This window comes from Calothrix sp. NIES-2100, from assembly GCF_963875285.1.
Classification (GTDB): domain Bacteria; phylum Cyanobacteriota; class Cyanobacteriia; order Cyanobacteriales; family Nostocaceae; genus Aulosira.
This window is the reverse complement of the sequence record NZ_CAWNLA010000001.1, coordinates 1,613,054-1,637,623: the sequence shown is the minus strand read 5'-3', so window position 1 is coordinate 1,637,623 and position 24,570 is coordinate 1,613,054. Positions and strand designations below refer to the sequence as shown.

19 protein-coding genes and 1 tRNA gene are annotated in these 24,570 nt (G+C 43.9%); 11 read left to right on the top strand and 9 right to left on the bottom strand.

Going from position 1 to position 24,570, the window contains the following annotated elements:
- Positions 1–27: 27 nt before the first annotated feature.
- Positions 28–195: a hypothetical protein gene (locus AACU32_RS06785; protein WP_339377601.1), complete on the bottom strand. Its 168-nt coding sequence runs from the start codon at positions 193–195 to the stop codon at positions 28–30.
- Positions 196–545: 350 nt separating this feature from the next.
- Here AACU32_RS06785 and AACU32_RS06780 point away from each other — a divergent pair, with 350 nt between their 5' ends.
- From AACU32_RS06780 to AACU32_RS06770, 3 genes are all read left to right on the top strand, one after another.
- Positions 546–2,165 carry a TIGR03032 family protein gene (locus AACU32_RS06780; RefSeq protein WP_339377600.1) on the top strand — a complete coding sequence of 540 codons (1,620 nt, stop codon included), beginning with the start codon at positions 546–548 and terminating at the stop codon, positions 2,163–2,165.
- Positions 2,114–4,981, top strand: a complete 2,868-nt coding sequence (locus AACU32_RS06775) for an FG-GAP-like repeat-containing protein (RefSeq protein WP_096598894.1) — start codon at positions 2,114–2,116, stop codon at positions 4,979–4,981. Before AACU32_RS06780 ends, AACU32_RS06775 begins: the two co-directional genes overlap by 52 nt.
- A gap of 139 nt (positions 4,982–5,120) precedes the next feature.
- A complete protein-coding gene (locus AACU32_RS06770) occupies positions 5,121–5,249 on the top strand; it encodes a hypothetical protein (protein WP_339377599.1) in 129 nt (42 codons plus the stop codon).
- Between the two features lie 25 nt (positions 5,250–5,274).
- On the opposite strand, the gene AACU32_RS06765 is transcribed toward AACU32_RS06770, so the two are convergent.
- Positions 5,275–5,499, bottom strand: a complete 225-nt coding sequence (locus AACU32_RS06765; protein WP_339377598.1) for a hypothetical protein — start codon at positions 5,497–5,499, stop codon at positions 5,275–5,277.
- 112 nt (positions 5,500–5,611) lie between these two features.
- Here AACU32_RS06765 and AACU32_RS06760 point away from each other — a divergent pair, with 112 nt between their 5' ends.
- From AACU32_RS06760 to cysC, 3 genes are all read left to right on the top strand, one after another.
- Positions 5,612–5,980 (top strand): hypothetical protein, encoded by a 369-nt coding sequence (locus AACU32_RS06760; RefSeq protein WP_096598892.1) that lies wholly within the window; start codon positions 5,612–5,614, stop codon positions 5,978–5,980.
- A gap of 353 nt (positions 5,981–6,333) precedes the next feature.
- Positions 6,334–6,903: a CAP family protein gene (locus AACU32_RS06755; protein WP_096598891.1), complete on the top strand. Its 570-nt coding sequence runs from the start codon at positions 6,334–6,336 to the stop codon at positions 6,901–6,903.
- 540 nt (positions 6,904–7,443) lie between these two features.
- The gene (gene cysC / locus AACU32_RS06750) at positions 7,444–7,980 is read left to right on the top strand and encodes an adenylyl-sulfate kinase (RefSeq protein ID WP_096598890.1); all 537 of its coding nucleotides are present in this window, start codon (positions 7,444–7,446) and stop codon (positions 7,978–7,980) included.
- A gap of 80 nt (positions 7,981–8,060) precedes the next feature.
- Here cysC and AACU32_RS06745 read toward each other — a convergent pair whose 3' ends face one another.
- The 3 genes from AACU32_RS06745 to AACU32_RS06735 all read right to left on the bottom strand — a co-directional run bounded on the left by AACU32_RS06745 (position 8,061) and on the right by AACU32_RS06735 (position 13,547).
- A complete protein-coding gene (locus AACU32_RS06745) occupies positions 8,061–8,984 on the bottom strand; it encodes a phosphodiester glycosidase family protein (RefSeq protein WP_096598889.1) in 924 nt (307 codons plus the stop codon).
- A 167-nt stretch (positions 8,985–9,151) separates the two neighbouring features.
- Complete coding sequence (locus AACU32_RS06740; RefSeq protein WP_096598888.1) at positions 9,152–10,405, bottom strand: DUF4912 domain-containing protein; 1,254 nt, start codon at positions 10,403–10,405, stop codon at positions 9,152–9,154.
- A gap of 826 nt (positions 10,406–11,231) precedes the next feature.
- A complete protein-coding gene (locus AACU32_RS06735; RefSeq protein ID WP_096598887.1) occupies positions 11,232–13,547 on the bottom strand; it encodes an IMS domain-containing protein in 2,316 nt (771 codons plus the stop codon).
- Positions 13,548–15,114: 1,567 nt separating this feature from the next.
- Between AACU32_RS06735 and pdhA the strand changes: the two genes are divergently transcribed.
- From pdhA to AACU32_RS06720, 3 genes are all read left to right on the top strand, one after another.
- Positions 15,115–16,152, top strand: coding sequence for a pyruvate dehydrogenase (acetyl-transferring) E1 component subunit alpha (pdhA, locus tag AACU32_RS06730; protein WP_096598886.1), 1,038 nt, complete (start codon positions 15,115–15,117; stop codon positions 16,150–16,152).
- Between the two features lie 144 nt (positions 16,153–16,296).
- The gene (locus AACU32_RS06725; protein ID WP_096598885.1) at positions 16,297–17,166 is read left to right on the top strand and encodes an aldose epimerase family protein; all 870 of its coding nucleotides are present in this window, start codon (positions 16,297–16,299) and stop codon (positions 17,164–17,166) included.
- A 61-nt stretch (positions 17,167–17,227) separates the two neighbouring features.
- Positions 17,228–17,299 (top strand) — tRNA-Lys (locus tag AACU32_RS06720).
- 442 nt (positions 17,300–17,741) lie between these two features.
- Here AACU32_RS06720 and AACU32_RS06715 read toward each other — a convergent pair.
- Positions 17,742–18,164, bottom strand: a complete 423-nt coding sequence (locus tag AACU32_RS06715) for a hypothetical protein (RefSeq protein WP_096598884.1) — start codon at positions 18,162–18,164, stop codon at positions 17,742–17,744.
- 513 nt (positions 18,165–18,677) lie between these two features.
- Between AACU32_RS06715 and AACU32_RS06710 the strand changes: the two genes are divergently transcribed.
- Positions 18,678–22,004 (top strand): COR domain-containing protein, encoded by a 3,327-nt coding sequence (locus AACU32_RS06710; RefSeq protein ID WP_096598883.1) that lies wholly within the window; start codon positions 18,678–18,680, stop codon positions 22,002–22,004.
- A gap of 521 nt (positions 22,005–22,525) precedes the next feature.
- Here AACU32_RS06710 and AACU32_RS06705 read toward each other — a convergent pair.
- From AACU32_RS06705 to AACU32_RS06695, 3 genes are all read right to left on the bottom strand, one after another.
- A complete protein-coding gene (locus AACU32_RS06705) occupies positions 22,526–22,666 on the bottom strand; it encodes a hypothetical protein (protein ID WP_339377597.1) in 141 nt (46 codons plus the stop codon).
- Positions 22,667–22,930: 264 nt separating this feature from the next.
- Positions 22,931–23,209, bottom strand: coding sequence for a type II toxin-antitoxin system VapC family toxin (locus tag AACU32_RS06700; protein WP_339377596.1), 279 nt, complete (start codon positions 23,207–23,209; stop codon positions 22,931–22,933).
- Complete coding sequence (locus AACU32_RS06695) at positions 23,206–23,463, bottom strand: prevent-host-death protein (protein WP_096598882.1); 258 nt, start codon at positions 23,461–23,463, stop codon at positions 23,206–23,208. Before AACU32_RS06695 ends, AACU32_RS06700 begins: the two co-directional genes overlap by 4 nt.
- 224 nt (positions 23,464–23,687) lie before the next feature.
- Here AACU32_RS06695 and AACU32_RS06690 point away from each other — a divergent pair, with 224 nt between their 5' ends.
- On the top strand, positions 23,688–24,383 hold the full coding sequence (locus AACU32_RS06690; protein ID WP_096598881.1) for a Uma2 family endonuclease: 696 nt from the start codon (positions 23,688–23,690) through the stop codon (positions 24,381–24,383).
- The last annotated feature ends 187 nt before the right edge of the window (positions 24,384–24,570 follow it).

Sequence of the window (24,570 nt, the reverse complement as noted above, 5' to 3'; positions counted from 1 at the left end):
TGGGCGAGTGTTTGCCCACTCGACAAATTATTTAGGTGCATTGGCTTGCAATTGAGTTACATCGACTTGCATCTTTGTTGCATTGACTTGCATCTTTGTTGCATCGGCTTGCACCTTTGTGACATTGGCTTGCATCTTAATTGCATTGGCTTGCAACTTGATTGCATTACTTTGCACCTTTTGTACAAGCGTCATAACCTTAAAAAGTCATAGCAATTCACGAATAATATCAAGTGCGTAGGCGTAGCCCGTCGTAGCGAAAAGTCGGAGCGGCGGCTTCCGCCGTAGACGCGTCAGCGGCTTGCCGCAGGCATCTGTTAGCGCAGCGTAAAGCCTTCGGCATAGCTACCCTGCGGGAACGCCAAGGGCGATCGCTCTATAATCCACTTCACCCCAACAAAATTGCGATCGCAACCCATAAGTATAAAAGCTTTCATATCAAAACTAATTAACCGTAATGACTGCCAAAATCCACTCGTTCTCCGGTTTACCTCGTTCCGGTTCCACCTTACTCGGCGCTTTACTGTGACAAAATCCCTGATTTCATGCCAGTCTGTCTAGCCCCGTCGGTTTGTCCTTACCCTAATCTGATGACCATTAATTCCCCAACCCTAAACATCAATACCTCCCTTGAGTTAGCCCACTGGCTGCACCAACAGAACATCAGTTTAGCCTTCAGCACCTATCAGACGAATCGCCTGTTTTTCGTTGGCAGTTCCCCTGAAGGACGTTTGAAGCTTCATGAACGCTTGTTCGACAAACCGATGGGGCTGTATGCAGCAGGAGAACAGCTTTACCTCAGCACTCGCTATCAGATATGGCGATTTGACAATCACCTGTCCCCAGGAGAAATTCAGGGCGCGATCGCTTCGCAAGATCCGCAAGCGGATCGCCTCTACGTACCCCGTGTTGCCCACACCACAGGCGATCTCAATGTCCATGATGTCGTTCTGGACGACTCACGGAAAGTCATTTTTGTCAATACTGATTTTAGCTGTCTGGCGACGCTCAGTGACGACTATAGTTTCGTCCCCATCTGGCAACCGTCTTTCATCTCAAAACTGGTGCCGGAAGATCGCTGCCACCTCAACGGGTTGGCGTTGGTGGAGGGAAAACCCGCCTATGTCACGGCTTGCAGTAGTACCGATACAGCAGCCGGATGGCGCAATTGTCGGATTGATGGCGGGGTGGTTATCGAGGTTTCTAGTAACGAGATCGTTGTCAGGGGTTTATCGATGCCCCATTCACCCCGGTTTTATCAGGGAAAATTGTGGCTGCTGAATTCGGGAACGGGGGAACTGGGATTTATTGAGGGCGAAAAATTTGTGCCAATTGCGTTTTGTCCGGGATTCGTCAGGGGTTTAGCCTTCTGGGGAGATGTGGCACTGGTGGGATTATCGAAACTCCGGGCGAGAACCTTTACCGGATTAGTCTTAGAGGAACGGTTAGCCAAGCAGGGAAATGTACCTCAATGTGGCTTGATGGCAATTTCGCTGACGACGGGAGAAGTGCTGCATTGGCTTCAGTTAGAAGGAGCAGTCGAGGAATTGTTCGATGTGGTAGTGCTGCCGGGGGTGCGCCGTCCCCAAGCTTTGGGATTCCAGAGTGATGAGATCGAGCGTCTGGTGACGTTTCCCGGTTCGGAAGGCATCGTCATTACCAAACCCACCGCCGAACGCCCCAGTAAGGGAGCGAAAGCCCCCGTGGCTGGATTGCCCAAATTGAGAGAAATTACCCCTTCTGCGATCAAATATCAGCGTGTTTACCATCTCAATCCGAATAATTTATTACCCTATGATGCTCTGACCTTTCCCCGCCTGAGTCAACGCTGGCAGACGCAACCGCAACGGGGAGAATTGATCGGACTTTCCGCGTCGCTAGACGGGGAAATCGTCGGTTTTGCTATAGCCGAACTCTTAGGTGATGGCGTAGCCGAACTGATTTCGTTGTTGGTGTTGCCGGAGTGCCGCAATCGAGGCATCGGAACGCGCTTAATCCAAGCTTTAGAAGTCGAATTAGTTAAAAACGGATGCCGACAGATACAGGTGAGCTATCCGAAGGACGACTTCACCGACCTTGCACTCTTGCCATTACTACGTAAGTTGAACTGGCAATGGGAGCCACTAAACCAAGCTGTAGCGACAGCCGTCAAACACATATCTTAACTCTAAGGAGAAAATCAACTATGACCGACCCAATATTTATCGCCCCGATTAACTACTTGACGAATGTGGGTAATTATGCGGTGCCCACGTTTGCCGACATCGATGGGGATGGGGATCTCGATGCTTTTGTCGGGAATCTTGCCGGCAATACGGTGTTCTTCCGCAACACCGGAACGGCGACGGCTCCTTTGTTTACTCAAGAAGCGGAGAACTTCGGACTCTCCGATGTGGGGATTTATGCCGCGCCCACCTTAGCCGACATTGATGGCGATGGGGATCTTGATGCTTTCGTCGGGGAAGGCTACGGCAATACGGTGTTCTTCCGCAATACGGGAACGGCGACCGCTCCGATTTTCACATCTGAAGCAGGGAACTTCGGACTCTCCAATGTGGGGGGTTCTGCCAAACCCACGTTTGCCGACATTGATGGCGATGGGGATCTCGATGCTTTTGTCGGGGGATTCTTCGGCAATACGGTGTTCTTCCGCAATACGGGAACGGCGACGGCTCCGATTTTCACCTCTGAAGCAGGGAACTTCGGACTCACAAATGTGGGGTCTCATGCCGCGCCCACGTTTGCCGACATCGATGGCGATGGGGATCTCGATGCTTTCGTCGGGGAATACTTAGGCAATACGGTGTTCTTCCGCAATACGGGAACGGCGACCGCTCCGATTTTCACATCTGAAGCGGGAAACTTCGGACTCTCCGATGTGGGTAATTATGCCGCGCCCACGTTTGCCGACATCGATGGCGATGGGGATCTCGATGCTTTCGTCGGGAATCTTGCCGGCAATACCTTGTTCTTCGAGAATCAACCGGCCCCACCGCCCCCGATTAATTTCGTCGCTCCCGTGACCAACTCCTTCGGACTCTCCAATGTCGGGTCTTTTGCCAAGCCCACTCTAGCCGACATCGATGGGGATGGGGATCTCGATGCTTTCGTCGGGAATTTTGACGGCAATACGGTGTTCTTCCGCAACACGGGAACGGCGACGGTTCCCAGTTTCAGCCAGGAGGCGGGGAACTTCGGACTCACGGATGTGGGTTTTTATGCCGCACCCACCTTCGCCGACATCGATGGCGATGGAGATCTCGATGCTTTCGTCGGGGAATTCTTAAGCGATACGGTGTTCTTCCGCAATACGGGAACGGCGACGGCTCCTTTGTTTACTCAAGAAGCGGGGAACTTCGGACTCTCCAATGTGGGGGTTTATGGCTCTCCCACCTTCGCCGACATCGATGGCGATGGGGATCTCGATGCTTTCGTCGGGGAACCTAACGGCAATACGGTGTTCTTCCGCAACACAGGAACGGCGACGGTTCCTTTGTTTACTCAAGAAGCGGGGAACTTCGGACTCTCCAATGTGGGGTATAATGCCGCGCCCACCTTCGCCGACATCGATGGCGATGGGGATCTCGATGCTTTCGTCGGGAATAGTAGCGGCAATACGGCGTTCTTCCGCAACACGGGAACGGCGACGGCTCCGATTTTCACATCTGAAGCGGGGAACTTCGGACTCACGGATGTGGGTAATTATGCCTCTCCCACTTTTGCCGACATCGATGGCGATGGGAATCTCGATGCTTTCGTCGGGAATTTTGACGGCAATATCCTGTTCTTCGGGGCGACTACAGGGGGGGTCAACGAGGCACCCACAGTAGCAAATGCCATTGCTAACCAAAACACCCTAGAAGATGGCTTCTTCAGCTTTACCATTCCAGCCAACACCTTTGTCGATGTTGATGCAGGTGACAGCTTAACCTACACTGCCACCCTCGCTAACGGCAACGCCCTACCCACTTGGTTAAGCTTCGATGCCAATACCCGTACCTTTAGCGGCACACCCAATGACCCAGATAACGGTACAATTAGCATTAAAGTTACTGCAACTGACACTAGCAACGCCAGTGTTGACGATACCTTTGATTTAACGGTAACTCCTGTTAACGATGCACCTGTAGCTGGTGATGACTCTGCTAGCGCCAATCAAAATACACCTTTGACTTTACTGGCTGCTAACTTGTTAGCTAACGATACAGATGTAGACAGTTCTACTTTAAGCATCACTGCTGTGAGTAACGCTGTTAACGGTACTGTGAGCTTAAATAACAGTGGCAATATCGTCTTTACTCCCACCACAGGTTTTACTGGCAATGGCAGCTTTAACTACACCGTCAGCGATGGCAATGGTGGCACAGATGTAGCGATGGTGACAGTGGCTGTGGGAGTCAACCTCAACGGTACTAACCAAAATGATAATATCAACGGTACATCTGGCAACGACATTATTAATGCACTCAACGGTAACGATAGTGTCTTTGGTAATGCTGGCAACGATAACCTAGTGGGTGATAATGGTAACGACACGCTTTATGGCGGTACTGGCAACGACACCTTGTTAGGCGGTAACGGTGATGACACACTTAACGGTGAAGCTGGTAACGACCGTCTCGAAGGTGATAACGGTGAAGATTCACTTTCTGGCGGTGACGGTAACGACACTCTCTTGGGTGGAAATGGTCAAGATTTACTCGTTGGCGGTGCGGGTAACGATTTCCTCAATGGTGGCAAAGCTGATGATATCCTAACTGGCGGTAGTGGTGGCGATATCTTCGTGTTGGAGAAAGCTGCAGGTCGAGATACGATTACTGATTTTAGTTTAGGTCAAGGCGATAAGATTGGCTTGTCTGGATTGAGTTTCAGTCAGTTGTCTTTCTCTGGTGATGAGATTCGTTTAGGTAATCAAACCCTAGCGGTGCTGACTGCGTTTGATACCACTACCCTGACACAAAGTAATTTTATCTCTGTTTAAGTGTGTTGGGTGGGCGAGTGTTTGCCCACTCGACAACTTATTTAGGTGCATTGGCTTGCATCTTTGATGTATTGACTTGCATCTTTGTTGTATTCAAGAGCAATTTTGATGTATTGACTTGCACCTTTGTGACATCGGCTTGTCTGGTTTGAGTTTTAGTCAGTTATCTTTCTTTGGTAATGAGATTCGTTTAGGCAATCAAACTTTAGCGGTGCTGACTGGGTTTGATACCACCACGCTGACACAGAACAATTTTACCTCTGTTTAAAAGTATTGGCTGGGCAAATGTTTGCTCACCCTACAAATTGGCTAAATACATTAATTTGCACCTTTGATGCATCGGCTTGCACCTTTGATGCATTGGCTTGCACCTTTGATGCATTGGCTTGCACCTTTGATGCATTGGCTTGCACCTTTGATGCATCGACTTGCACCTTTGATGCATCGGCTTGCACCTTTGATGCATCGGCTTGCACCTTTGATGCATCGGCTTGCACCTTTAATGCATCAAAGAGCAAAAATCAGCTTATCCTTTTCTTAAAGCCTGTTTTATCTAAAAATTTCCTAGTACTGATAGCTTTATGGTGACAATGGGTACATTAAATATATACTTTACAACAGTATGTTAATATGGCTACCCAAGACACAACACGCCGTTTACGCCCTCAAGTAATTAGTGAAGATGTTAGTTCGTGGCACGGTTTGCAAACCATTACTACTTACGAAACTCACCGTGCTGATGCCTCTGCTGCCAAATTACAGCAAGCTTATCAAGCTATGTTGGCTCAGCAACAAGCCGAAACCGAGAAACTAGCTTTATACCGTGCTGCGGCTGATGCTGCGCGATTAGCAGAATGGGAATTTCACAATGCGGTATTAGCGATGAAAGAAGTTGTGCGCGGACAATATGGATTAGATAGCGATCAAGCCCAAGCGGTAGGATTGAAGAAAAAATCAGATTACAAGCGTCCTAGCCGCAAAAAGTTAGTCGCATCATGAGCTAGGAAAAATTATCACATTAAATATCACATTCAAGGAGTGCGATCGCATCTACGAGTCATCTCATGTGCGATCGCACTCTTTCATTTTGCAGCACAGCAAAATTTTCACACTGCCAATAAGTATAAGCATCAATTATATAGGACAAAGATCCTAGTCAAAACTTGGATCTTTGTACGAGGCGCTAACAGAGGCGATCGCTATATAATCGATTTCGCTACAGCAAAATTTGGGCGATTGCCTAAATAAAAAATGATGGCTCAACTGATGAGGCGATGAATCTTCCGCCTTTTTTCCCAAGTTGCACTTTAGTTGCATTGACTTGGAAAAGTTAACTTAACAGACATAAAATCATGAATAAATTCTTTTCGACTCTAACTTTGACAACAGCTACAACTTTAGCTATCGGACTCACTGGAGTAGCAATCGGTAATCACCTTGTTTTAGGACAGACATCTATTGACTTAGCAGCGCTGCGTAGCGATGCTGTATCTGCACACAACACTTATCGAGCCAAGCATAAAAGTCCTAACGTGACCATCGATAATACTCTCAACGAGAGCGCACAAGCCTGGGCACAAACCATAGCAGCTAAAGGTGACTTAGAACACAGTACCAATCGAAACAATGTAGGAGAGAATATATACTGGGGTGGAGAGTCAACAAACTTAGGTAGCGCAGCAGTTCAGGACTGGTACAGTGAAATTAAAGATTATGACTACAACAACCCTGTATTTTCTGGCTCAACTGGGCATTTTACTCAGGTAGTCTGGAAGGGCAGTACCAAAGTCGGCTGTGGTGCTGCACCTGGCCCTGCAACAATTGACGGTACTAAGTACGATGGCTTCTATGTAGTTTGTCAGTATGCTCCTGCGGGTAATGTGAAAGGGCAGTTTGCTGATAATGTTCTAAAACCGCAGTAGTTATATCGATTCAAAAAATGTTTGCGGCACATAGCCGTAAGTAAAAGGCGATCGTTTAATACCAATTCACAATTCGCAATGGGCTACGCCCTGCTACGCTAACGCAATTAAAAAATGCAAGATACAGCAAAGCTGTTTAAGTTTTTTGGGTGAGCAAATGCTTGCCCACTCAACAAATTGATTAGGTGCATCGAAGAGCAACTTTGTTGCATTGGCTTGCACCTTGATTGCATTGAAGTTGCAAACATTAACCTTGCCCAGTCTTCATGGAGTAGAAGCTGACTGGTATAAATACGACGACGCTGACTGCCGCTAATTTCGTAACGCTTTAATCATCTCGATTCATCCAACGCCGACTTTAGTTGCATCGAAAAGCACCTTTGATGCATCGAAAAGCACCTTTGATGCATCGAAAAGTACCTTTGATGCATCGAAAAGCACCTTAGCTAGGAAAAATTAACACATTTTAGATGAGCGATCGCTCCCACAAATAATGTAAAGTGCGATCGCACTCTTCCATAGATGAAGAAAAAACGAGTTATGAACCATCAAGGTCTAATTCTTTGGCTAACAGGTTTAAGTGGGGCGGGTAAAACAACAATCGCCTTATCTGTTGCTCAAGAACTGCGATCGCGGGATTGCCGAGTAGAATTACTTGATGGTGATGTCGTTCGCACCCATTTATCTCAAGGACTTGGATTTACTAAAGAAGATAGAGATATCAATGTCCGACGGATTGGTTTTGTTGCTAACTTGCTCAGTCGAAATGGGGTGATAGCGATCGTGGCTGCAATCAGCCCCTATCGGGAAATTCGAGAGGAATTGAGACAAACAACCACCAATTTTGTAGAAGTTTACGTTCAAGCACCATTAGCAGTTTGTGAATCCCGTGATGTTAAGGGGCTTTATACCAAAGCCAGAACAGGACAAATTAAACATTTTACTGGCATATCTGACCCTTACGAAGAACCTTTAAATCCAGAGATTATTTGTTTGACTCATCAATTCTCTGTTGAGCAATGCGTTTACCAAGTAGTTAGCTATTTAGAATACCAAAGCTACATTAGACATAACTAAAACTTCATCTTAATCAAAAGGTATTGTGTGCCTATCTGTCGCTAATTTCACTTGAAGTAGAGACTTAACTGAACATGAGATTACTTTTTATATATCAAAAATACTGAACCAATAGGCCCAGCATTTTCTACATATATTTTATTGTTGTAATATAATCCTGGTGACATCCCACCATCAAACAAAATTCCTTCTTGAATATTGCCCAAACAATTATTACGAGCAATACCTTCTAGAACATTATCAAATTCATCTGGTAGTAATTCTTGATTATTAGCAGAAAACTCAATATTTGAATTAGCTTTAGCATCATTAACTAATAAAATTACATAACCTTTGTCAGTTATGGCAGCTAAAGAACGGTTTGTTGCTTGCTTACAGGCAAATTCTCCTAAATCTGGACAAATATCTTTAAATTTACCGCCACGATAAAATCTGCCATTACCTCCTACCAAGTTGTAATTAAGAATTTCATTACTTCTTCTTCCAGCCTGAATGGTGGCTTTTCTATCTTGAGGGTTTCCTCCCGATATACCAAAGGAAGAACGTTTAGTTTTAAAGGCTCCTGAATACTCAAATCCGCGAGAAATATTCAATCCTTGTGGTTTATTATCAGTGCCTATATAGTCAGCATTAATTGCAGCTATTGGTTTTTGTCCGTTTAATTGAGAATTTGCATCAGTGATGATTTCGCGAAATTGTTTTGGTACATATTCCTTACGCAATTTTCCCTGATTATCTTTGGCATAGAGCTTATGCGCCAGTCCCACATTTACTTTAAAATCTAATTTTGCTGATTGCGGATTCAAAATAATTACATGATTGATGCCTTTGTCAAATTTTTTTCCTTGGTTATTGGCTTTGAAAAATTCAATACTAAAATTAGCATTTTTGCCAATGCAGCCAGTTTTGGCTGGTTCTTGGGTTGCTTTGGATTCCAGATTTTTACAGCCTGATAATAAATTCATCAGGATGATGAAGATAGATAATAAAAATAATCTAGACATATTGAATAAAAGTCATTAGTCATTTGTCATTTGTCATTTGTTCCCATATTCTCCCTTGTCCCCTTTCCCCCTTCCCCAGTTCCTTTGATGTGCAAAAACCCGCTACAGAATTACTATAGCGGGTAAAAAAAATATTATTCAATCTGGAGTTAATTGAGAATCCACAATTAAGACAGCCACTCTAAAACGGCTTCATCTTTGGTATTGGTATTGCGAGATGGTGTTTCACGCTCAAACTTCATGTGAATCGAGCGGGTTTGCTCGCCATCAGCCGCAACAGCCAAGATAGGATAGTCAATTAAACCATCTTGGAAGGACATCTGGAAGCGGAATGTACCATCTGGATTCAGCTTAATTGGACGACCGCCAATGGTTACAGTAGCATCTGGTTCAGTTGCACCGTAGACAATCAATTCAGCATCCGCAATTAACCAGAACTTGCGTGGACGTACAGGTACAGCAGAAGCGGAGAAGCCAACGCCTGACATTCCTACACCAGACATGTTTAAACCAGAAGTGGTGGGAACTGCCCACATACCCACACCAGATGGGAAAATGTAGGAGCTGATGGCTTGTTCTGGGGGTACAGAGCCAGCTACGTGCTGCATGGAACCAAACAGAGAACCTGCAACCCGTTGCGCTTCGGCAGATTCGGCCATACCAAAGATTTGGTCGTAAATAGGATTGCCGCCGTTAGCAGCATAGGCTGTTGTCGCAATCTTCTTAGCTGGGGGAACCAATTCGTAAACAGTCTTACCACGCAAATCTTCTTCAAAGTTGACTGTAACGAAAACGTCCTCAATCCAGTCAGAAGGATAAACAGGCGGAATGTGGACTCGTGCAGAACGAGCTAGGATTAACCAGCGTCCATCAACAGCACGATAACCGATATCGATGACATAATCGCGATCGCTCACCGGAACTGGTAGATACCATTCTCTCGCTAACTCATCAGCAGGATATTCTTGCAGGCTGTGGGGGCTTTGGTATTCAAGATCGTCGATGTCGGTAACATCATAAATACGCAGCGCTAGCTGTTGTCCTCCTTGGCGACGCAGTTCTTGTTTATGCTCATTGGGAATATCCCAGTAAGTGTAAGCCCATTGAGGATCGCGGGGTAAAAGTACAATCCGACTTTCACCGTAACCAGCAGGTAGATCTGCTAGTCCCTCATCAACATCAGCCAGAGATCCACCATTACGATCCACTTGACCTAACTCAAATTTTGCTGCTTCCACGGTTTCCTGTGCCTCCAGTGATTGAGATGAACTGAGCGAAAACTTGTTGCGCTGAACTTCTTGAATCGATGCTAGTAATTGTGATTTACGCATCCTACTGTAGCGAGAAATACCATATTCACTAGCCACTCTGCGTAATTGCCGCAATGTCATTTCGTCTAGCGGCGGGCGTTCTTTTGCCATTAATTTGGCCTCCAGTAGTTTGAAAGGTAAATGATTTCCTCTGGTTACAGAATGGTATTTAACATCTCATATACTCCAGATGAATTTCTTATTCCTGGCTCCTGGTGTTGCCCAGTGTTGTAGTTTTTTAAACTGTTATTAAATTGACAGTCACTTCCTTTAAATTCCAAGTCATGCCACAATCAGCATTTCTTTGGGATCAAGTGGAGTGCTTCTTTAATAAATATTAAGCAATAACTCTGTCCAGGGATCAAGGGGTAGCAAGACGCTTTTTCGCCATTTTCACGAATCTATCAGCCCTTTGGGGATCAGATTGTTATCATTTGATGACATTATGATTCCTAGCTAATGCCGATTCAGAGCAAATATCAATATTCCATGACAAATATGGCAAAAGCAGTCACAGTACAGGATCGGAACTTTCTCAAGCAGTATTTTCACTAAAAACAACAGCGTCAATAAATCCTGAAGCTCATCTCACTCTGAAAATGGATGGGTTAAGGGGTAAGGGGGAAAGGTTTGAATGTGCCCTTTTCCCTTTCCCCCTTACCCGAACCGTATTGTGAGGAATAGGGCATGGGGCATCGGGAAGAAACTACCAATGCCCAATGCCCGAAGCGACGGGCAAAACAACCTCGTCTACCCACTAAAGGGGAGGCAGTTTCCCGTCGCTTCCAATAAAATTTCTGGGTGATCCCTTCAGGGGATCACCCAGTTAAATAGTTATCAGCTTGGGAGTGAACTGAAGAGGCTACGTCCACTCAGTCAAACTCTGTATTTCTGAAAATAGTAGCTAGCAGAAGACTTTCTTGAGGATCAAAAGTTGCTAAAAAATCATGCTGATCTTATTGACAACGGACATACTCTGGATACGCCAAACATTTTCTTGCCGAACCAAATTATACCGAACTCGCAAAGTTTCGTCAGAAGACTTCTTGATTTGACCATTTTGATAGAACTGTGTAACTTCCTTCACCGTAGCTTCGACGCTGGCGCGATTCGAGTTGGCATCAGTTTTCTCTACAGATTCTACTTTCAAGTTATGGTCGTATTGCCGATAGCGGTTCTTCTCCTTTTCTTCTTTGGCAATTGTCCGCCATTGATCTAAAGATGAACCAATTAATATCTGTTGCAAACTATCAAGATCATGATTTGGCCCTAAAGCAGCAGCTTTGGTAGATAACCAAGTCCGAATGATTTCCTCTGCGGTTGCAGTTGTTAAAGATCCCTCTGGTGTCAGAGGTTTGCTGTTTTTGTCAGGAATGTCTACTGGTGGAGTGTTAATTGCTATTGATAATTGTTCTCCTTGCAAAACTGGTGGCGGGGACAAGAGATTTCTGACAAATCCAAAGGTTGTGGAGACTATGAACCAAAAAACTACTATTACAACCAAAGAAACCAACACAGTCCACACTAGACGCGTTTTTCCTTCTAAGGAATTGGCAAAACTGCGCCGTCTTTGCGGATGACGACGTTCTCGGTTAGAAGGTTGACTGGGCTTTCGCCTTCTTCGCTGTTGTGTTTGTCCTGGTGGAGAAACATTAGCTGAACCATTGATGCTATGGTTCGGTTCTCTAGTTATGCGTTCCGCAGCCGTAAACTGTGTTACGGGAGTTTCTGGTGTTTTACTTCTACCGGATGTGGAAGTAGATGATTTGTTCCATCTGGGTGGCGAGAAGTTGGGAGACTCAAGCCTTTCCCTTGGCGTAGTTGGTGGTAAATCAGGATCGGGTGTTCTGTTGTGATGGAATTGTCGAGAAACTCCAGTGGAATTATTGGGATGGTGGTTACTGTTTGTTTGCTGGGGCGATAAAGGCTGGCGGTTAATGAAAGACCATTCGTTAGTCGGTTCTGCATCCGTTGGTAAAGCTTCTAAATAGGTTTGTACCTGTGGTTGAGCAAAGTAGTTTTTGAGAGAAGCTTGCTGCTTTGTTAAATCGCGAAAGTGGGGAAATACTTCATGTTGTAACCACTGTTCGCCATATAGACAAAGTCCGGGTAACAAATCTGGAGATTCTTGAGATTTTTCGCGAATGAAAGCTAGAGCTTCGTATTCTTGACTAAGTTCTAAAACACGGGTGGCTTCTTCGGTTTGTCCTAATAACAGCGCACATAGGGATTGTTCTAAATGTACATCTTGGCGCTTGCCCAAACGCATCAGCATTTGCTTGGCTTGACGGATCAAAGCTGGTTGACGTTGAACAAATCCCCGTGCTATCAAGGCATAGACAGCCAAGTAAGTAGCAACAGCAGAAGGACGTTTGCTTTCTGCTTCAAATAACTTGTGCTGTTCTGCGACTGTTAAGTGGTAGCGCAATTGCTGGATAAATCGAAGGAAGTCATCTATGTTCAGACCGGATTCATCATTGCCGTTGCCATCGATGCCACCGCGATCGTCTAAGATGTTTTGTAATAGTTCCAAGCCTTGGCGACGTTCCGCAGTATTGACTTCTGGTAAAGCTAGTAATTCCAGAATCCGATATGGTCGCAATTTATAAAGATCAGCCTGGATTTCAGCCTGGACGCTGGGAAATAGCCCTTCGCGAGATAACACTTCTTGACCCGTTTCTAGAGAATTGGCAGCATTCTCGTAATGACCTTGTTGCCATTGTTCTCGACCTAGTTCTAGACAAGCCAAAGCGATGGTCAGAACAATATCAGGGCGGTCTTCCAAGGCTGCTTCGCCGCCTAGATGATCGCCGATTTTGGCATCTGCTGCACTGTTTTTATGGACTAAGTAGGGGCGACCTAGTTTTAGTACTATTTCGTACTCGCCTAGGTCTTGTAGAATCAGTAAAGCACCAACCAATTCCTCCTGCGAAATTTCAATGCTGAGATTTTGTGAGTCAGTCCCACCATGATTGTTTCCTTGACGATTCTCAACTGCTACGGTCGCAGAGGCAGTACCATCAGGGTCATAGGCATGGGCAAGATACAGCTGATCGTAACTGCTACGTTCTTTTGGATCTGATAAAACCACGTAAGCTTCTTCTATGAGTTGTTTGCGCGAAGAAATTGCTGCTTGAGAATACTCACGTCGCGGCAATTGTACAATGCGATCGCTGTATGCCTGCCGCAATTGTTCCTGACTTGCCGCTAACGGTAGTCCTAAAATTCGGTAGTAATCTAGCGGAATTCGCACAGCCTACTTCCCCTGCACCGTGATCAACATAAATTCATCTAGAGCATTCTAGGCATGTAAAACCGTGCCATAATAATACCGTGTTGACTTTACACCACAAGTGTATATTGCAACAACTTGTTTTGAATCTTCCCGAAATTTGAGTCATATTCTAGTACCCAGATTTTGCCTTCGCCTAGAAAGCGTCAGCTTTTTGTTTTAATTCTTAGTATTTTGATTTTTGCTAACCGCTATCAGCCTTTGAAACCAGAGGATAAAATTTCTGGTTTTCTTGCCAATATCAGTTTTTTACTTTGTATTTCTAGAAATATCTGACTCTCCCGTGCAGGAGGCAGCAGGATGATCGGTAAGGCAAGTTAGCCTTTTATACTTTACTCAGATGTTGGTGTATCTCCATTTCTGGTAAAGCCTCTTGGCTAGTATAAAGCTAGCTTCTGGAATGTAAAGCTATCTGACTACTCTGACTCTCTGGTGGTTTACACCATTGAGACGAACTTGACTAATTTTATGTGTTTGATTTATCTTCAAGAGTTTGAGTATTGCTGTCTTGGTGTTGGGGATACATTTTGGGTGTACCTACCCTAAACACTTTTAACAACGGTTACTACTCAATACATCAACACTTGCGTATTGATTTTACCAGATCTGAGATAGCCACTAAAACAGACCTACTGCATAGTAACCTTTTCCTCACTGGTGACAAGTATCTTATTTCATGTCCACGAGGTTTAATGATTAATTCTTTTAGGAATTTCTAAATTAGTACCCTTGTATCCGGTGGAATAATCACCGCTTGGTAGATTTCCTATTGATAACTAGAGAAAAAAATCATATCATTCCTAGATTTAAATTACAATTATCTACCTGAGTATTTATTTCGATGAGGAAGTTTTGTCCTGATTTTTGCCAAATTGTTAATCGCTATGCAGAAACTTGCTATCCTGATTGCTAGCCTATAAAGGGGTGCGGAGTTAACTTGACACGGCGGGTTTGGACTTGTTGGCACTATCCTCACAAAACCTAGGCAAAAAATTGATAATTAAAAATTAAAAGTAAAAAATTCACCCATTCCCTCATGTTCATTGTGGTACATCGGTTTTAAGCATTGACTTTGACAAACACTATCTTGAAAATGGGCATTGGGCATTGGGCATTGGGCATTGGGCATTGGGCATTGGGCATGGGAAAGAGAGATTTTTATGTCCTCATTGTGTGATAAATCACATGATAGGGGCGCTTGGACTGGGGGCTAATAACTGGAGAAGAGCGATTTTCTTACCCTGACTGTGAGTAATTACCTGTTGCGGCCTAGCTTGTTAAATAGCTAATGCTTGATCGCAGCCAGTTCGGGAAAATGTTAAAAATCCTCATCCACAAGGGAATAGGGATTTTGTCAGTTTTAGGGGTGTAGCATTGGGCATTGAAGCAAATCCAAAAACAACTGACAATTGACAAATCACAAAGTCCGATCGCAAAAACCTTGGCTCAGAACTTTGTAAGATAAGACAACCAACACGCGACGCGCGGTAAATTTCACTTTGATGCGACAGGGATACTAAACAAACTAATGGTTCAAGAACGTACATTACCCACTTTTAATGCCGCTAAAGTCCAAATCACCAAAGAAGAAGGCTTGCGGTTGTACGAGGACATGGTTCTCGGAAGATCTTTTGAAGACAAATGCGCCGAAATGTACTATCGGGGCAAAATGTTTGGTTTTGTTCATTTGTACAACGGTCAAGAAGCTGTTTCTACTGGCGTTATTCAAGGGGCGATGCGACCGGGAGAGGATTATGTGTCCAGTACTTACCGCGACCACGTTCACGCTTTGAGTGCGGGAGTCCCAGCCAGAGAGGTAATGGCGGAGTTATTTGGCAAAGCCACAGGTTGCAGCAAAGGGCGTGGTGGTTCCATGCATATGTTTTCTGCGGAACATCGCTTACTGGGTGGCTATGCTTTTGTGGCTGAGGGTATTCCTGTAGCAGCAGGTGCAGCTTTTCAAAGTAAATACCGCCGCGAAGTATTAAAAGATGAAAGCGCTGACCAAGTTACCGCTTGCTTTTTTGGCGATGGTGCAGCCAACAACGGTCAGTTTTTTGAAACTTTAAATATGGCAGCTTTATGGAAACTGCCTATTCTTTTTGTGGTAGAAAATAATAAGTGGGCAATTGGCATGGCTCACGATCGCGCCACTTCTGACCCAGAAATCTACAAAAAAGCCAGTGTGTTTAACATGGCAGGTGTGGAAGTAGACGGAATGGATGTGCTGGCTGTGCGTGCAGTCGCTCAAGAAGCTGTCGCCCGCGCCCGTGCAGGAGAAGGCCCGACAGTAATTGAAGCGTTAACTTATCGTTTCCGTGGTCACTCCCTGGCAGATCCAGACGAATTGCGCAGCAAGGCTGAGAAAGAATTCTGGTTTGCCCGTGATCCAATTAAGAAGTTGGCAGCTTATTTAGTTGAGCAAAACTTAACGGATTCCGAAGAACTCAAAGGCATCGATCGCAAAATTCAGGGAGTGATCGAAGACGCGGTTAAGTTCGCTGAAAGTAGCCCTGAACCAGATCCTAGTGAGTTATATCGTTTCGTGTTTGCAGAAGACGAGTAAGTTAGGGGGTAGGGGAGTAGGGGGGCAGGGGAGCAGGGGAGCAGGGGGGACAAGGGGGACAAGGGAGTGTTCTTCCCTATCTCCCCTATCCTCTCCATCTCTTCCCAATGCCCCATGCCTTATACATAATTAGGAGTAAAATTTGTGTTTTCTATAGCAATTCAACAGCAGCAGTACAAAACCTATATTCTTTCTGATGAAACCGCCCTTTCCCAAGTGGAAGTTGTCCCAGAACGGGGCGGTATTATCACCCGTTGGCGCGTTCAAGGGCAAGAAGTTCTCTATTTAGACGCAGAACGGTTTACTCATCCGGATTTGAGTGTTAGGGGCGGAATTCCGATTTTGTTTCCGATTTGTGGGAATTTGCCGGATAACACTTACACCCATAACGGTCAAACCTACACTCTCAAACAACATGGCTTCGCCCGTGACTTACCTTGGCAAGTGACTGAGCAAGTAACAAGCGATCGCGCTAGTCTAACTTTAGTTCTTAACAGTAACGAACAAACACGCGCTGTTTATCCTTTTGAGTTTCAACTGGCTTTTACCTACCAACTGCAAGGCAATACCTTAGAAATTCGCCAGCAGTATCAGAATTTGTCATCAACACCATTGCCTTTTTCTATGGGTTTTCATCCCTACTTCCTCACATCTAACAAAGATCAGCTAGAGGTGACAATCCCCTCTGGAGAATTTCAAGACCAGAAAACTAAGTCAATTCATCCGTTTTATGGTAAATTTGATTTTAGTCTGGATGAAATCGACGTTGCCTTTAAGCAGCTAACCAGTCAATCTGCTTCTGTGGTAGATAACAGCAGAAAATTAAGATTGACTCTGGATTATGGCAAAGAATATCCTATATTAGTCTTTTGGACAGTCAAGGGTAAAGAATTCTATTGTCTAGAGCCTTGGAGTGCGCCCCGCAACTCGCTCAACAGTGGCGAACATCTGACAGTGCTAGAGCCAGGTACTAGTTACCAAGCATCTGTAAAGTTAACAGGTAATTTTTTCTAAACCCCTTTACAAAACTACAGATGTCTGTGCTATGATTGTTAAGTTGCGAAAACAACGGAACGGGTCGCTAACTCAACGGTAGAGTACTCGGCTTTTAACCGATTAGTTCCGGGTTCGAATCCCGGGCGACCCATTTTAAAGGAAACAATGCTCGCCGATGCTTGAGAAATCAAAGTTGAAGCGAGTTTTATTGTTTAGGCGATTTAGAGGAATAAATATACCGCCGCAGTTGGTTTCGACTTCGCTCAACCAACTCCAGAGTCGAGAGTTGAGCGAAGCGATGCACTGAGCTTGTCGAAGTGTCGAAAGTCGCCAACACAGGTATTTTCTTTCTCGAAAATCACCTTACAACTATCCTAACTTTGAGCGATCGCTCTATTTATCACCAGATATAGCGGTTCTCTTGTGGATGCAATACACTTTGACCTCTCTCCAAACCTCTCTCCTAAAAGGAGAGAGGCTTTGAATCTTACTCCCCAACTCTAGTAGGGAAGGGGCTGGGGGTTAGGTCTGTATTGGACTCAAGCGAGAAGCGCTATACAAGAGCGAATCGCTTGCATTATGCCGTTAACCGATTAGGGTAAAGCAACAGAGCTTTTTTTACCGTTTTTGTTTGCACCATTCACAGATGTAACTGTAGTCTCAGATGCAGGTTGAGAGTTCTGAGAACGGCGTGATGAACTCTTGCGGGGCTTACCTCCAGCCTGACCATATTGCAAACTATCTTTGCCATAATGAGTTGCAACACTCATTAACATCTTTTCTGAATAGCGGTTTAATTCTGCTTCAATTTGAGAGATGCGACCTGCCTTTTCATCTAGGGTAGAGATTAAAGTATTGTAGCTGGATAGCTCGTTTTGCAAACTTTGGATGAGGTTGTCGTATTCTGTCACATTCAATCCCTTGCCAAAGTCTAGTGTCGGGCTAATCCATCGCATTCCGGCAATTCGCCGTAGAGCTTTTTCGAGAGTAGGTGAATTACGTTTTGGTCTTGCCATAAGATGCGCTCCTGGAGTAAATCAGAGGATGACTGCGTATACTCTAGCCAAGGCAACAATAAATCTCTATGAGCAATAATTCGGAAAAATTAACCACAAATTAGCATCAATCTGATTATTTTTCCTTGTTTATACGTAAATTTTTTTAAAAATCGTCATCAAAGTCGTATTTATCGTCGTAAATGTTGTATTTATCGTCGTCGAAGTCGTTTTGATCGTCGTAAATGTTGTATTTATCGTCATCAAAGTCGTTTTGATCGTCGTAAATGTTGTATTTATCGTCATCAAAGTCGTTTTGATCGTCGTAAATGTTGTATTTATCGTCATCAAAGTCGTATTTATCGTCATCAAAGTCGTTTTGATCGTCGTCAAAGTCGTTTTGAGAGGCAACACTGAAGGGATTTCTAGTTTCAGCTTATACTGAATAACACGCCTGTGCCATTTTTTACAGATAAATGGCTGTAATTTAGAATATTTTGTTACTCTTTGGCTAATAGTTCAGCAATTTCGCTAATGACCGAGAAAGAACTGCTACAGGTAATTGAACAAGCCGCAATAGAGCGTGTAACAGAACTTTACCTCTCTGGTAACAATTTGACAGCTTTACCGCCTGACATTGGCAAGCTGGTTAACTTGCAATCGCTCTACCTCAATAGGAATCAACTCAGCAGTCTGCCAGGAGAAATTGGACAACTGGAGAACTTGCAATCGCTCTACCTCAACAGTAATCAACTCAGCAGTCTGCCAGGAGAAATTGGACAACTGGAGAACTTGCAATCGCTCTACCTCAACAGGAATCAACTCAGCAGTCTGCCAGAGAAAATTGTACAACTGGAGAACTTGCAATCGCTCTACCTGGGCAGTAATCAACTCAGCAGTCTGCCAGAGAAAATTGTACAATTGGAGAACTTGCAATTGCTCTACCTGGGCAGTAATCAACTCAGCAGTCTGCCAGGGGAAATTGGACAACTGGAGAACTTGCAATTGCTCTACCTGGGCAGTAATCAACTCAGCAGTCTGCCAGGGGAAATTGGACAACTGGAGAACTTGCAATTGCTCGACCTGAGCAGTAATCAACTCAGCAGTCTGCCAGCGGAATTTGGAAAACTGGTCAACTTGCAATTGCTCGACCTGGGCAGTAATCAACTCAATAGTCTGCCAGCGGAATTTGGAAAACTGGTCAACTTGCAATTGCTCAAACTCGGAGGCAACGAATTAATTACGCTTCCGCCAGAAATCCGAAAAAATGGATTAATAGCAATTATTAACTTTTATAGACAACAACTAGAACAAGAAAGTGAAGACCTCTACGAAGCAAAATTCTTGATTGTTGGCGAAGGAGGAGCAGGTAAAACCTCTTTAGCTAATAAAATTCAAAATGAAAGTTACGAACTCCAGCCGGATGAGAAATCAACCGAAGGCATTGCGGTAATCCGGTGGCATTTCACCCAACCCAATGGCAAAGATTTTCGCGTTAATATTTGGGACTTTGGCGGACAAGAAATTTACCATCAAACACATCAGTTTTTTCTCACCAAACGTTCTCTTTATGCGTTAGTTGCTGATACTCGCAAAGAAAATACAGACTTTTACTGGTGGTTGAAGGTCGTTGAACTCTTAAGTGAAAATAGCCCAGTTATCATTATTAAAAACGAAAAACAAGACCGTCAATGTGAAGTTAATGAACGAGAATTGCGGGGAGAATTTACTAATCTAGAGAAAATCCTAGCAACTAACCTAGCCACCAATCGTGGTTTACCAGATATCAAACAAGCTATTCAAGACTACATTAGTAGACTTCCCCATGTCGGCAAACCTCTGCCAAAACTCTGGTTAAGAGTCCGTTCTGCTTTAGAAAATCACTCCCGCAACTACATTAGCTTTTATGAATACAAGGAATTTTGCCGAGTTAATAATTTAACTGACGATAAATATCAGATTGATCTGAGTCGCTATCTCCACGACCTCGGCGTTTGCTTACACTTTCAAGATGATTCTACACTAAAACACTGTGTCATCCTCAAACCAGAATGGGCAACTACTGCTGTCTACAAAGTGGTAGACAATAAAAGCGTCAAAGAAAAGCTGGGACGTTTCACCAAGCAAAATCTTCAAGATATTTGGAAAGATAGCGAATATGCTGATATGCAAGATGAACTGCTACAATTAATGATGCGGTTTAAACTTTGCTACCCAATTCCTAATAGTCCCAACAATTATATTGCACCGCAATTACTCGATATCGACAAACCTCAATATACTTGGAATGAAACAAATAACTTAATTTTACGCTACGAATACAAGTTCATGCCCAAGGGTATTATCACTCGCTTCATTGTAGAAACCCATCCTTGGATTGAGCAACAAAAACTCGTTTGGAGAAGCGGCGTTGTTCTCGAAAAAGACCAAACTCGTGCAGAAGTTATTGAAAATTATAATCTTAAAGAAATTAAAATCCGTGTAGAAGGAAACCGCAAGAAAGAATTGCTAGCTGTTGTCACTCACGAACTAGATAAAATCCATAAATCTTTTGAGCGATTGCAGTATGACACACTTGTTCCTTGCAACTGCGAAAGCTGTACAGGAAGCCTAACACCTCATTCTTACCCTTTAGATAATTTGTATAAGCGCTTGAAAGCTGGGCGATATCGAATTGAATGCGAAAACAGCTATGAAATGGTAGATGTTCGTAGGCTGATTGATGATGTTAATCTACAATCCCAATTTGAACCACTACAACAAGAATTGTCTAAAGCCAGAGATAAATCATTCAAAAATCAACCGATGATAAATTACCACGATTTCCAAATATTAGTGACAGCAGACCGCAAAATTCGCGCTTCCTCAGAACAGGGCGACGAATGGGGCGAATTGCGCTTGGAAATGAACAGAATTAAGCTGACATTAAAACTAATTGAGTCTCGCCAAACAGATACCGATTTACTCAAAGCTTTAGGTGGCGAACTCTACCAAGCGCTATTCCCGACAAAGATTCACGGACGATTACAAGCGACAATCGCAGGCGCACAAGCAAATAATTACGAGGTACGCTTGCGCCTAGTGTTTGATTCCCCCGAATTAGCCGCCCTACCTTGGGAATTTCTCTATGATGAAGCTACTAACACTTTCTTAGGAAATAACACCCAAACTGTACTGTCGCGTTATGTTGACGTTCCCCTGCAAAAGCGCGACATCAAAGCCGCTAGCTTACCGCTGAAAGTGCTGTTAGTCATCTCCAGCCCAACTGACTTAAAGCAATTAGATGTTACTGGCGAAGAAAACCTGATCCGTGACGCGCTGCAAAAATACATAGATGCAGGCAAAATTGAGTTAGATGTGCTACTAGGAGCTACCATCCGCAACATCGATCAAAAGCTGGAAGAAAAGCCTTACAATGTTTTTCACTTCATTGGTCACGGTAAATTTGAGAACAATCAAGGCTATATTGCCCTAGTAGAGAAAGATGGCAAATGCAAATGGGTAGATGATGAGGGTTTCGCTAATTTCTTCTTAGGCAAGCGCAGCTTAGGGTTAGCCGTGCTAAATTCCTGTCAAGGTGCGGCGGTGTCTGACAACCAAGCATTTGCAGGTATAGCACCTAACTTAGTGCGTCGGGGAATACCCGCAGTAGTCGCCATGCAATATTCCATCCTAGACTCTACCGCTAAGCTGTTTGCTGACAAGTTTTACCGCACTCTCGCTTTGGGTAAGCCTGTAGATGCAGCAATGCAATCCACCCGTAACACCATTTCAATGGAAGTCGGCTTAGATAAACCTGATTTTGCAACACCTGTGCTTTATATGCGGGCTAAGGATGGAATTATTTTGAGTGGGTTGTAAAGGTATTATTTTTAGCATCGGCTAGAGGATGTTTGAAAAATCCTGTCGTGGGTAGCAAAACGTTTTAGATCCCCCATTATCCCCTTTATACCAATTCAAATAATGTTTGCGACACATCAATATATTCTAGAGGGCACGGCAGTGCCCATACGTGTCAACTTAACGCGAAACCCTTGCCAAGATGTGATTTGATACAAAATCACGTACCACCAATATCCGCGCTACCCCACCCCAGTTTTGCTGACGCAAAACGTCCCCTCCCCGCTTGCGGGGAGGGGATTGAGGGGTGGGGTAAAATGCCTGTGGAATAAGCGTTTTGACTTAAGTTGACACCAATGGGCAGTGCCGTGCCCCTACCATCTGTCGCATTCTTTTTTCAAATTGGTATTAAAAAGGGGGACTTTAAGAAGTTTTCCCCCCTTTTTAAGGGGGCTAGGGGGGATCAATGAGTGTGAAGATACAGCCAACCACTTTTCAAACAACCTCTTAGGGCGGTGGGTAGTGCCCACACTATGGGTATTTTAATCAAAGTGCCTTAAGAAAAGCGATCGCGCAATTACTGTAAATGTCGCTGTAATAGCCCAATGAAGACTTCTGGGGTTTCTAGATGGGGTAATATGCCCGTATCGGCGATCGCGTAAATTTCCCCAGTTCGCTAGCATAAGCTTAGGCTAAACCTAAATACCATCGTTATGGTGAAAACCTCTCCACAGCATGGGACAATTCCCCGATTGGAAAATGACGACAAACTCACCCGTTACGAATTTTAACGTCGCTACAACGCCATGCCCGCGATCGCTTTTCTAAACTAGAAAATAAATTACCATTCTAACTGGACTGAATAATTAGCAAAAACAGCATCACGACTAATCATCACAGCATTTTCTATATTAGCTTGAGCAATAAGTAACCGACCAAAAGGATCTTTATGATAAATGGGTAAATATATCTAAAGCTAAAATATGATCAATATTAATTGGTAATATTTCAATATCATTGTTTTGTTGGCTAGCAATAATTTCTTTTAAAGCTTTATTTAACGTGAGTTTACCTAATTGGTGTTGAATTTGCATTTCCCAAAGGCTAACAACACTCAATAACCTGAGGTTATCCTTATCTGTTAATAAATCTAATGCTCTGCTAGAGAGTTTTGAAGGGTCACTATCCCACCAAATAAACGTATGTATATCTAACAGTAATTTCATGGATTTTGTAACCAAAATTCATCTGGTAAAGGTTGAGCAAAATCATCGCTCATTACCATTGCCCCTAAATTTAATCCAGGCTGGGGGTTGTTTTCTGACTCAGAGATAATTTGTTCAAGAGAATTAACTATGGTCAATCTAGCAACAGGAATGTTACCATTAGTGATGACTATTTCTTTGTCATATTGAAGCAAAGAAAGTAATTCACTAACAGTTATTTCTAATTGGTTAATATCAAATCTTTTAGTTGACATAGCTTTTTATATAAATATTTTATATCTGATTATAGCCTCATTTTCTGCACAATAAGAAAGCCTAGCCGTAGTCTGTTGTAAACATCTCTAGGTTAATTTAAATTGAGATTTTGTAGACGTACAAAGTGCGATGTCTAAGACGGGCTACGCCTACGCCTAATCCCTACAATAAATTTCCCCTATTGGGTAGGATAGACTTAGGCTAAACCGAAAATACCATCATTATGGTGAAAACACCTGCACAGCATCGGATAATTCCCCTATTGGAAAATGGCGACAAACTCACCCGTTATGAATTTGAGCGTCGCTACAATGCCATGACAAACTTGAAAAAGGCTGAATTAATCGAGGGAATTGTCTATATTATGCCTGCTGCTTTGCGTTTTAGAAGTCACGGTCAACCTCATGGCTGGATTCTTACATGGCTCGGTAACTATGAAGCAGCTACACCAGGCGTAGCTTTGGGAGTTGAACCAACTGTACGCCTAGATTTGGATAATGAACCTCAGCCAGATGCAGTTCTCCTCATCACCCCAGAAGCAGGAGGTCAAGCAAGAGTGAGTGAGGATGATTATATTGAAGGTGCGCCTGAGTTAATTGTCGAAATTGCTGCTAGTAGCGTAGCTATTGACCTGCATGGCAAAAAACAAGCTTATCGCCGCAATGGTGTCAAAGAATATATTGTCTGGCAAGTCCTAGAGCAAAAATTGAGTTGGTTCTCTTTAGAACAGGGTGAGTACCTGGAATTAGTACCTGATGATCTTGGCGTTCTGCGCAGTCGGGTTTTTCCAGGCTTGTGGTTAGCAGTACCAGAATTATTAACGGGGAATATGCAGTCTGTACTGGCGGCTTTACAAACAGGGTTGCAATCTCCTGAACACGCAGCATTTTTCGAGCAACTACCACCATCAATGAGTTAGGACTTGTGGATTGACAAAAAATACTAAATATGATTTTTTGTCCAAATCACATCTGTTGTAGAGGTCAGATCCCCGACTTCTTAAAGAAGTCGGGGATCTCGTAATCCGTTGTAGAAATCGCCTTTGAGCAATCATCTAGCATACAGGACTACCAAAGCCCCAAACTGTGGCGTAGCAGACTTTACAG

Bases quoted from the DNA above. Each gene is read 5' to 3' on its own strand.
- AACU32_RS06755 (WP_096598891.1), top strand. From the start codon at position 6,334: ATGAATAAATTCTTTTCGACTCTAACTTTGACAACAGCTACAACTTTA.
- AACU32_RS06695 (WP_096598882.1), bottom strand. From the start codon at position 23,463: ATGTCAACTAAAAGATTTGATATTAACCAATTAGAAATAACTGTTAGT.
- AACU32_RS06775 (WP_096598894.1), top strand. From the start codon at position 2,114: ATGGGAGCCACTAAACCAAGCTGTAGCGACAGCCGTCAAACACATATC.
- AACU32_RS06760 (WP_096598892.1), top strand. From the start codon at position 5,612: ATGGCTACCCAAGACACAACACGCCGTTTACGCCCTCAAGTAATTAGT.
- pdhA (WP_096598886.1), top strand. From the start codon at position 15,115: ATGGTTCAAGAACGTACATTACCCACTTTTAATGCCGCTAAAGTCCAA.
- AACU32_RS06715 (WP_096598884.1), bottom strand. From the start codon at position 18,164: ATGGCAAGACCAAAACGTAATTCACCTACTCTCGAAAAAGCTCTACGG.
- AACU32_RS06705 (WP_339377597.1), bottom strand. From the start codon at position 22,666: ATGCTAGCGAACTGGGGAAATTTACGCGATCGCCGATACGGGCATATT.
- AACU32_RS06780 (WP_339377600.1), top strand. From the start codon at position 546: ATGCCAGTCTGTCTAGCCCCGTCGGTTTGTCCTTACCCTAATCTGATG.
- AACU32_RS06785 (WP_339377601.1), bottom strand. From the start codon at position 195: ATGACGCTTGTACAAAAGGTGCAAAGTAATGCAATCAAGTTGCAAGCC.
- AACU32_RS06710 (WP_096598883.1), top strand. From the start codon at position 18,678: ATGACCGAGAAAGAACTGCTACAGGTAATTGAACAAGCCGCAATAGAG.
- AACU32_RS06740 (WP_096598888.1), bottom strand. From the start codon at position 10,405: ATGGCAAAAGAACGCCCGCCGCTAGACGAAATGACATTGCGGCAATTA.
- cysC (WP_096598890.1), top strand. From the start codon at position 7,444: ATGAACCATCAAGGTCTAATTCTTTGGCTAACAGGTTTAAGTGGGGCG.
- AACU32_RS06700 (WP_339377596.1), bottom strand. From the start codon at position 23,209: ATGAAATTACTGTTAGATATACATACGTTTATTTGGTGGGATAGTGAC.
- AACU32_RS06690 (WP_096598881.1), top strand. From the start codon at position 23,688: ATGGTGAAAACACCTGCACAGCATCGGATAATTCCCCTATTGGAAAAT.
- AACU32_RS06745 (WP_096598889.1), bottom strand. From the start codon at position 8,984: ATGTCTAGATTATTTTTATTATCTATCTTCATCATCCTGATGAATTTA.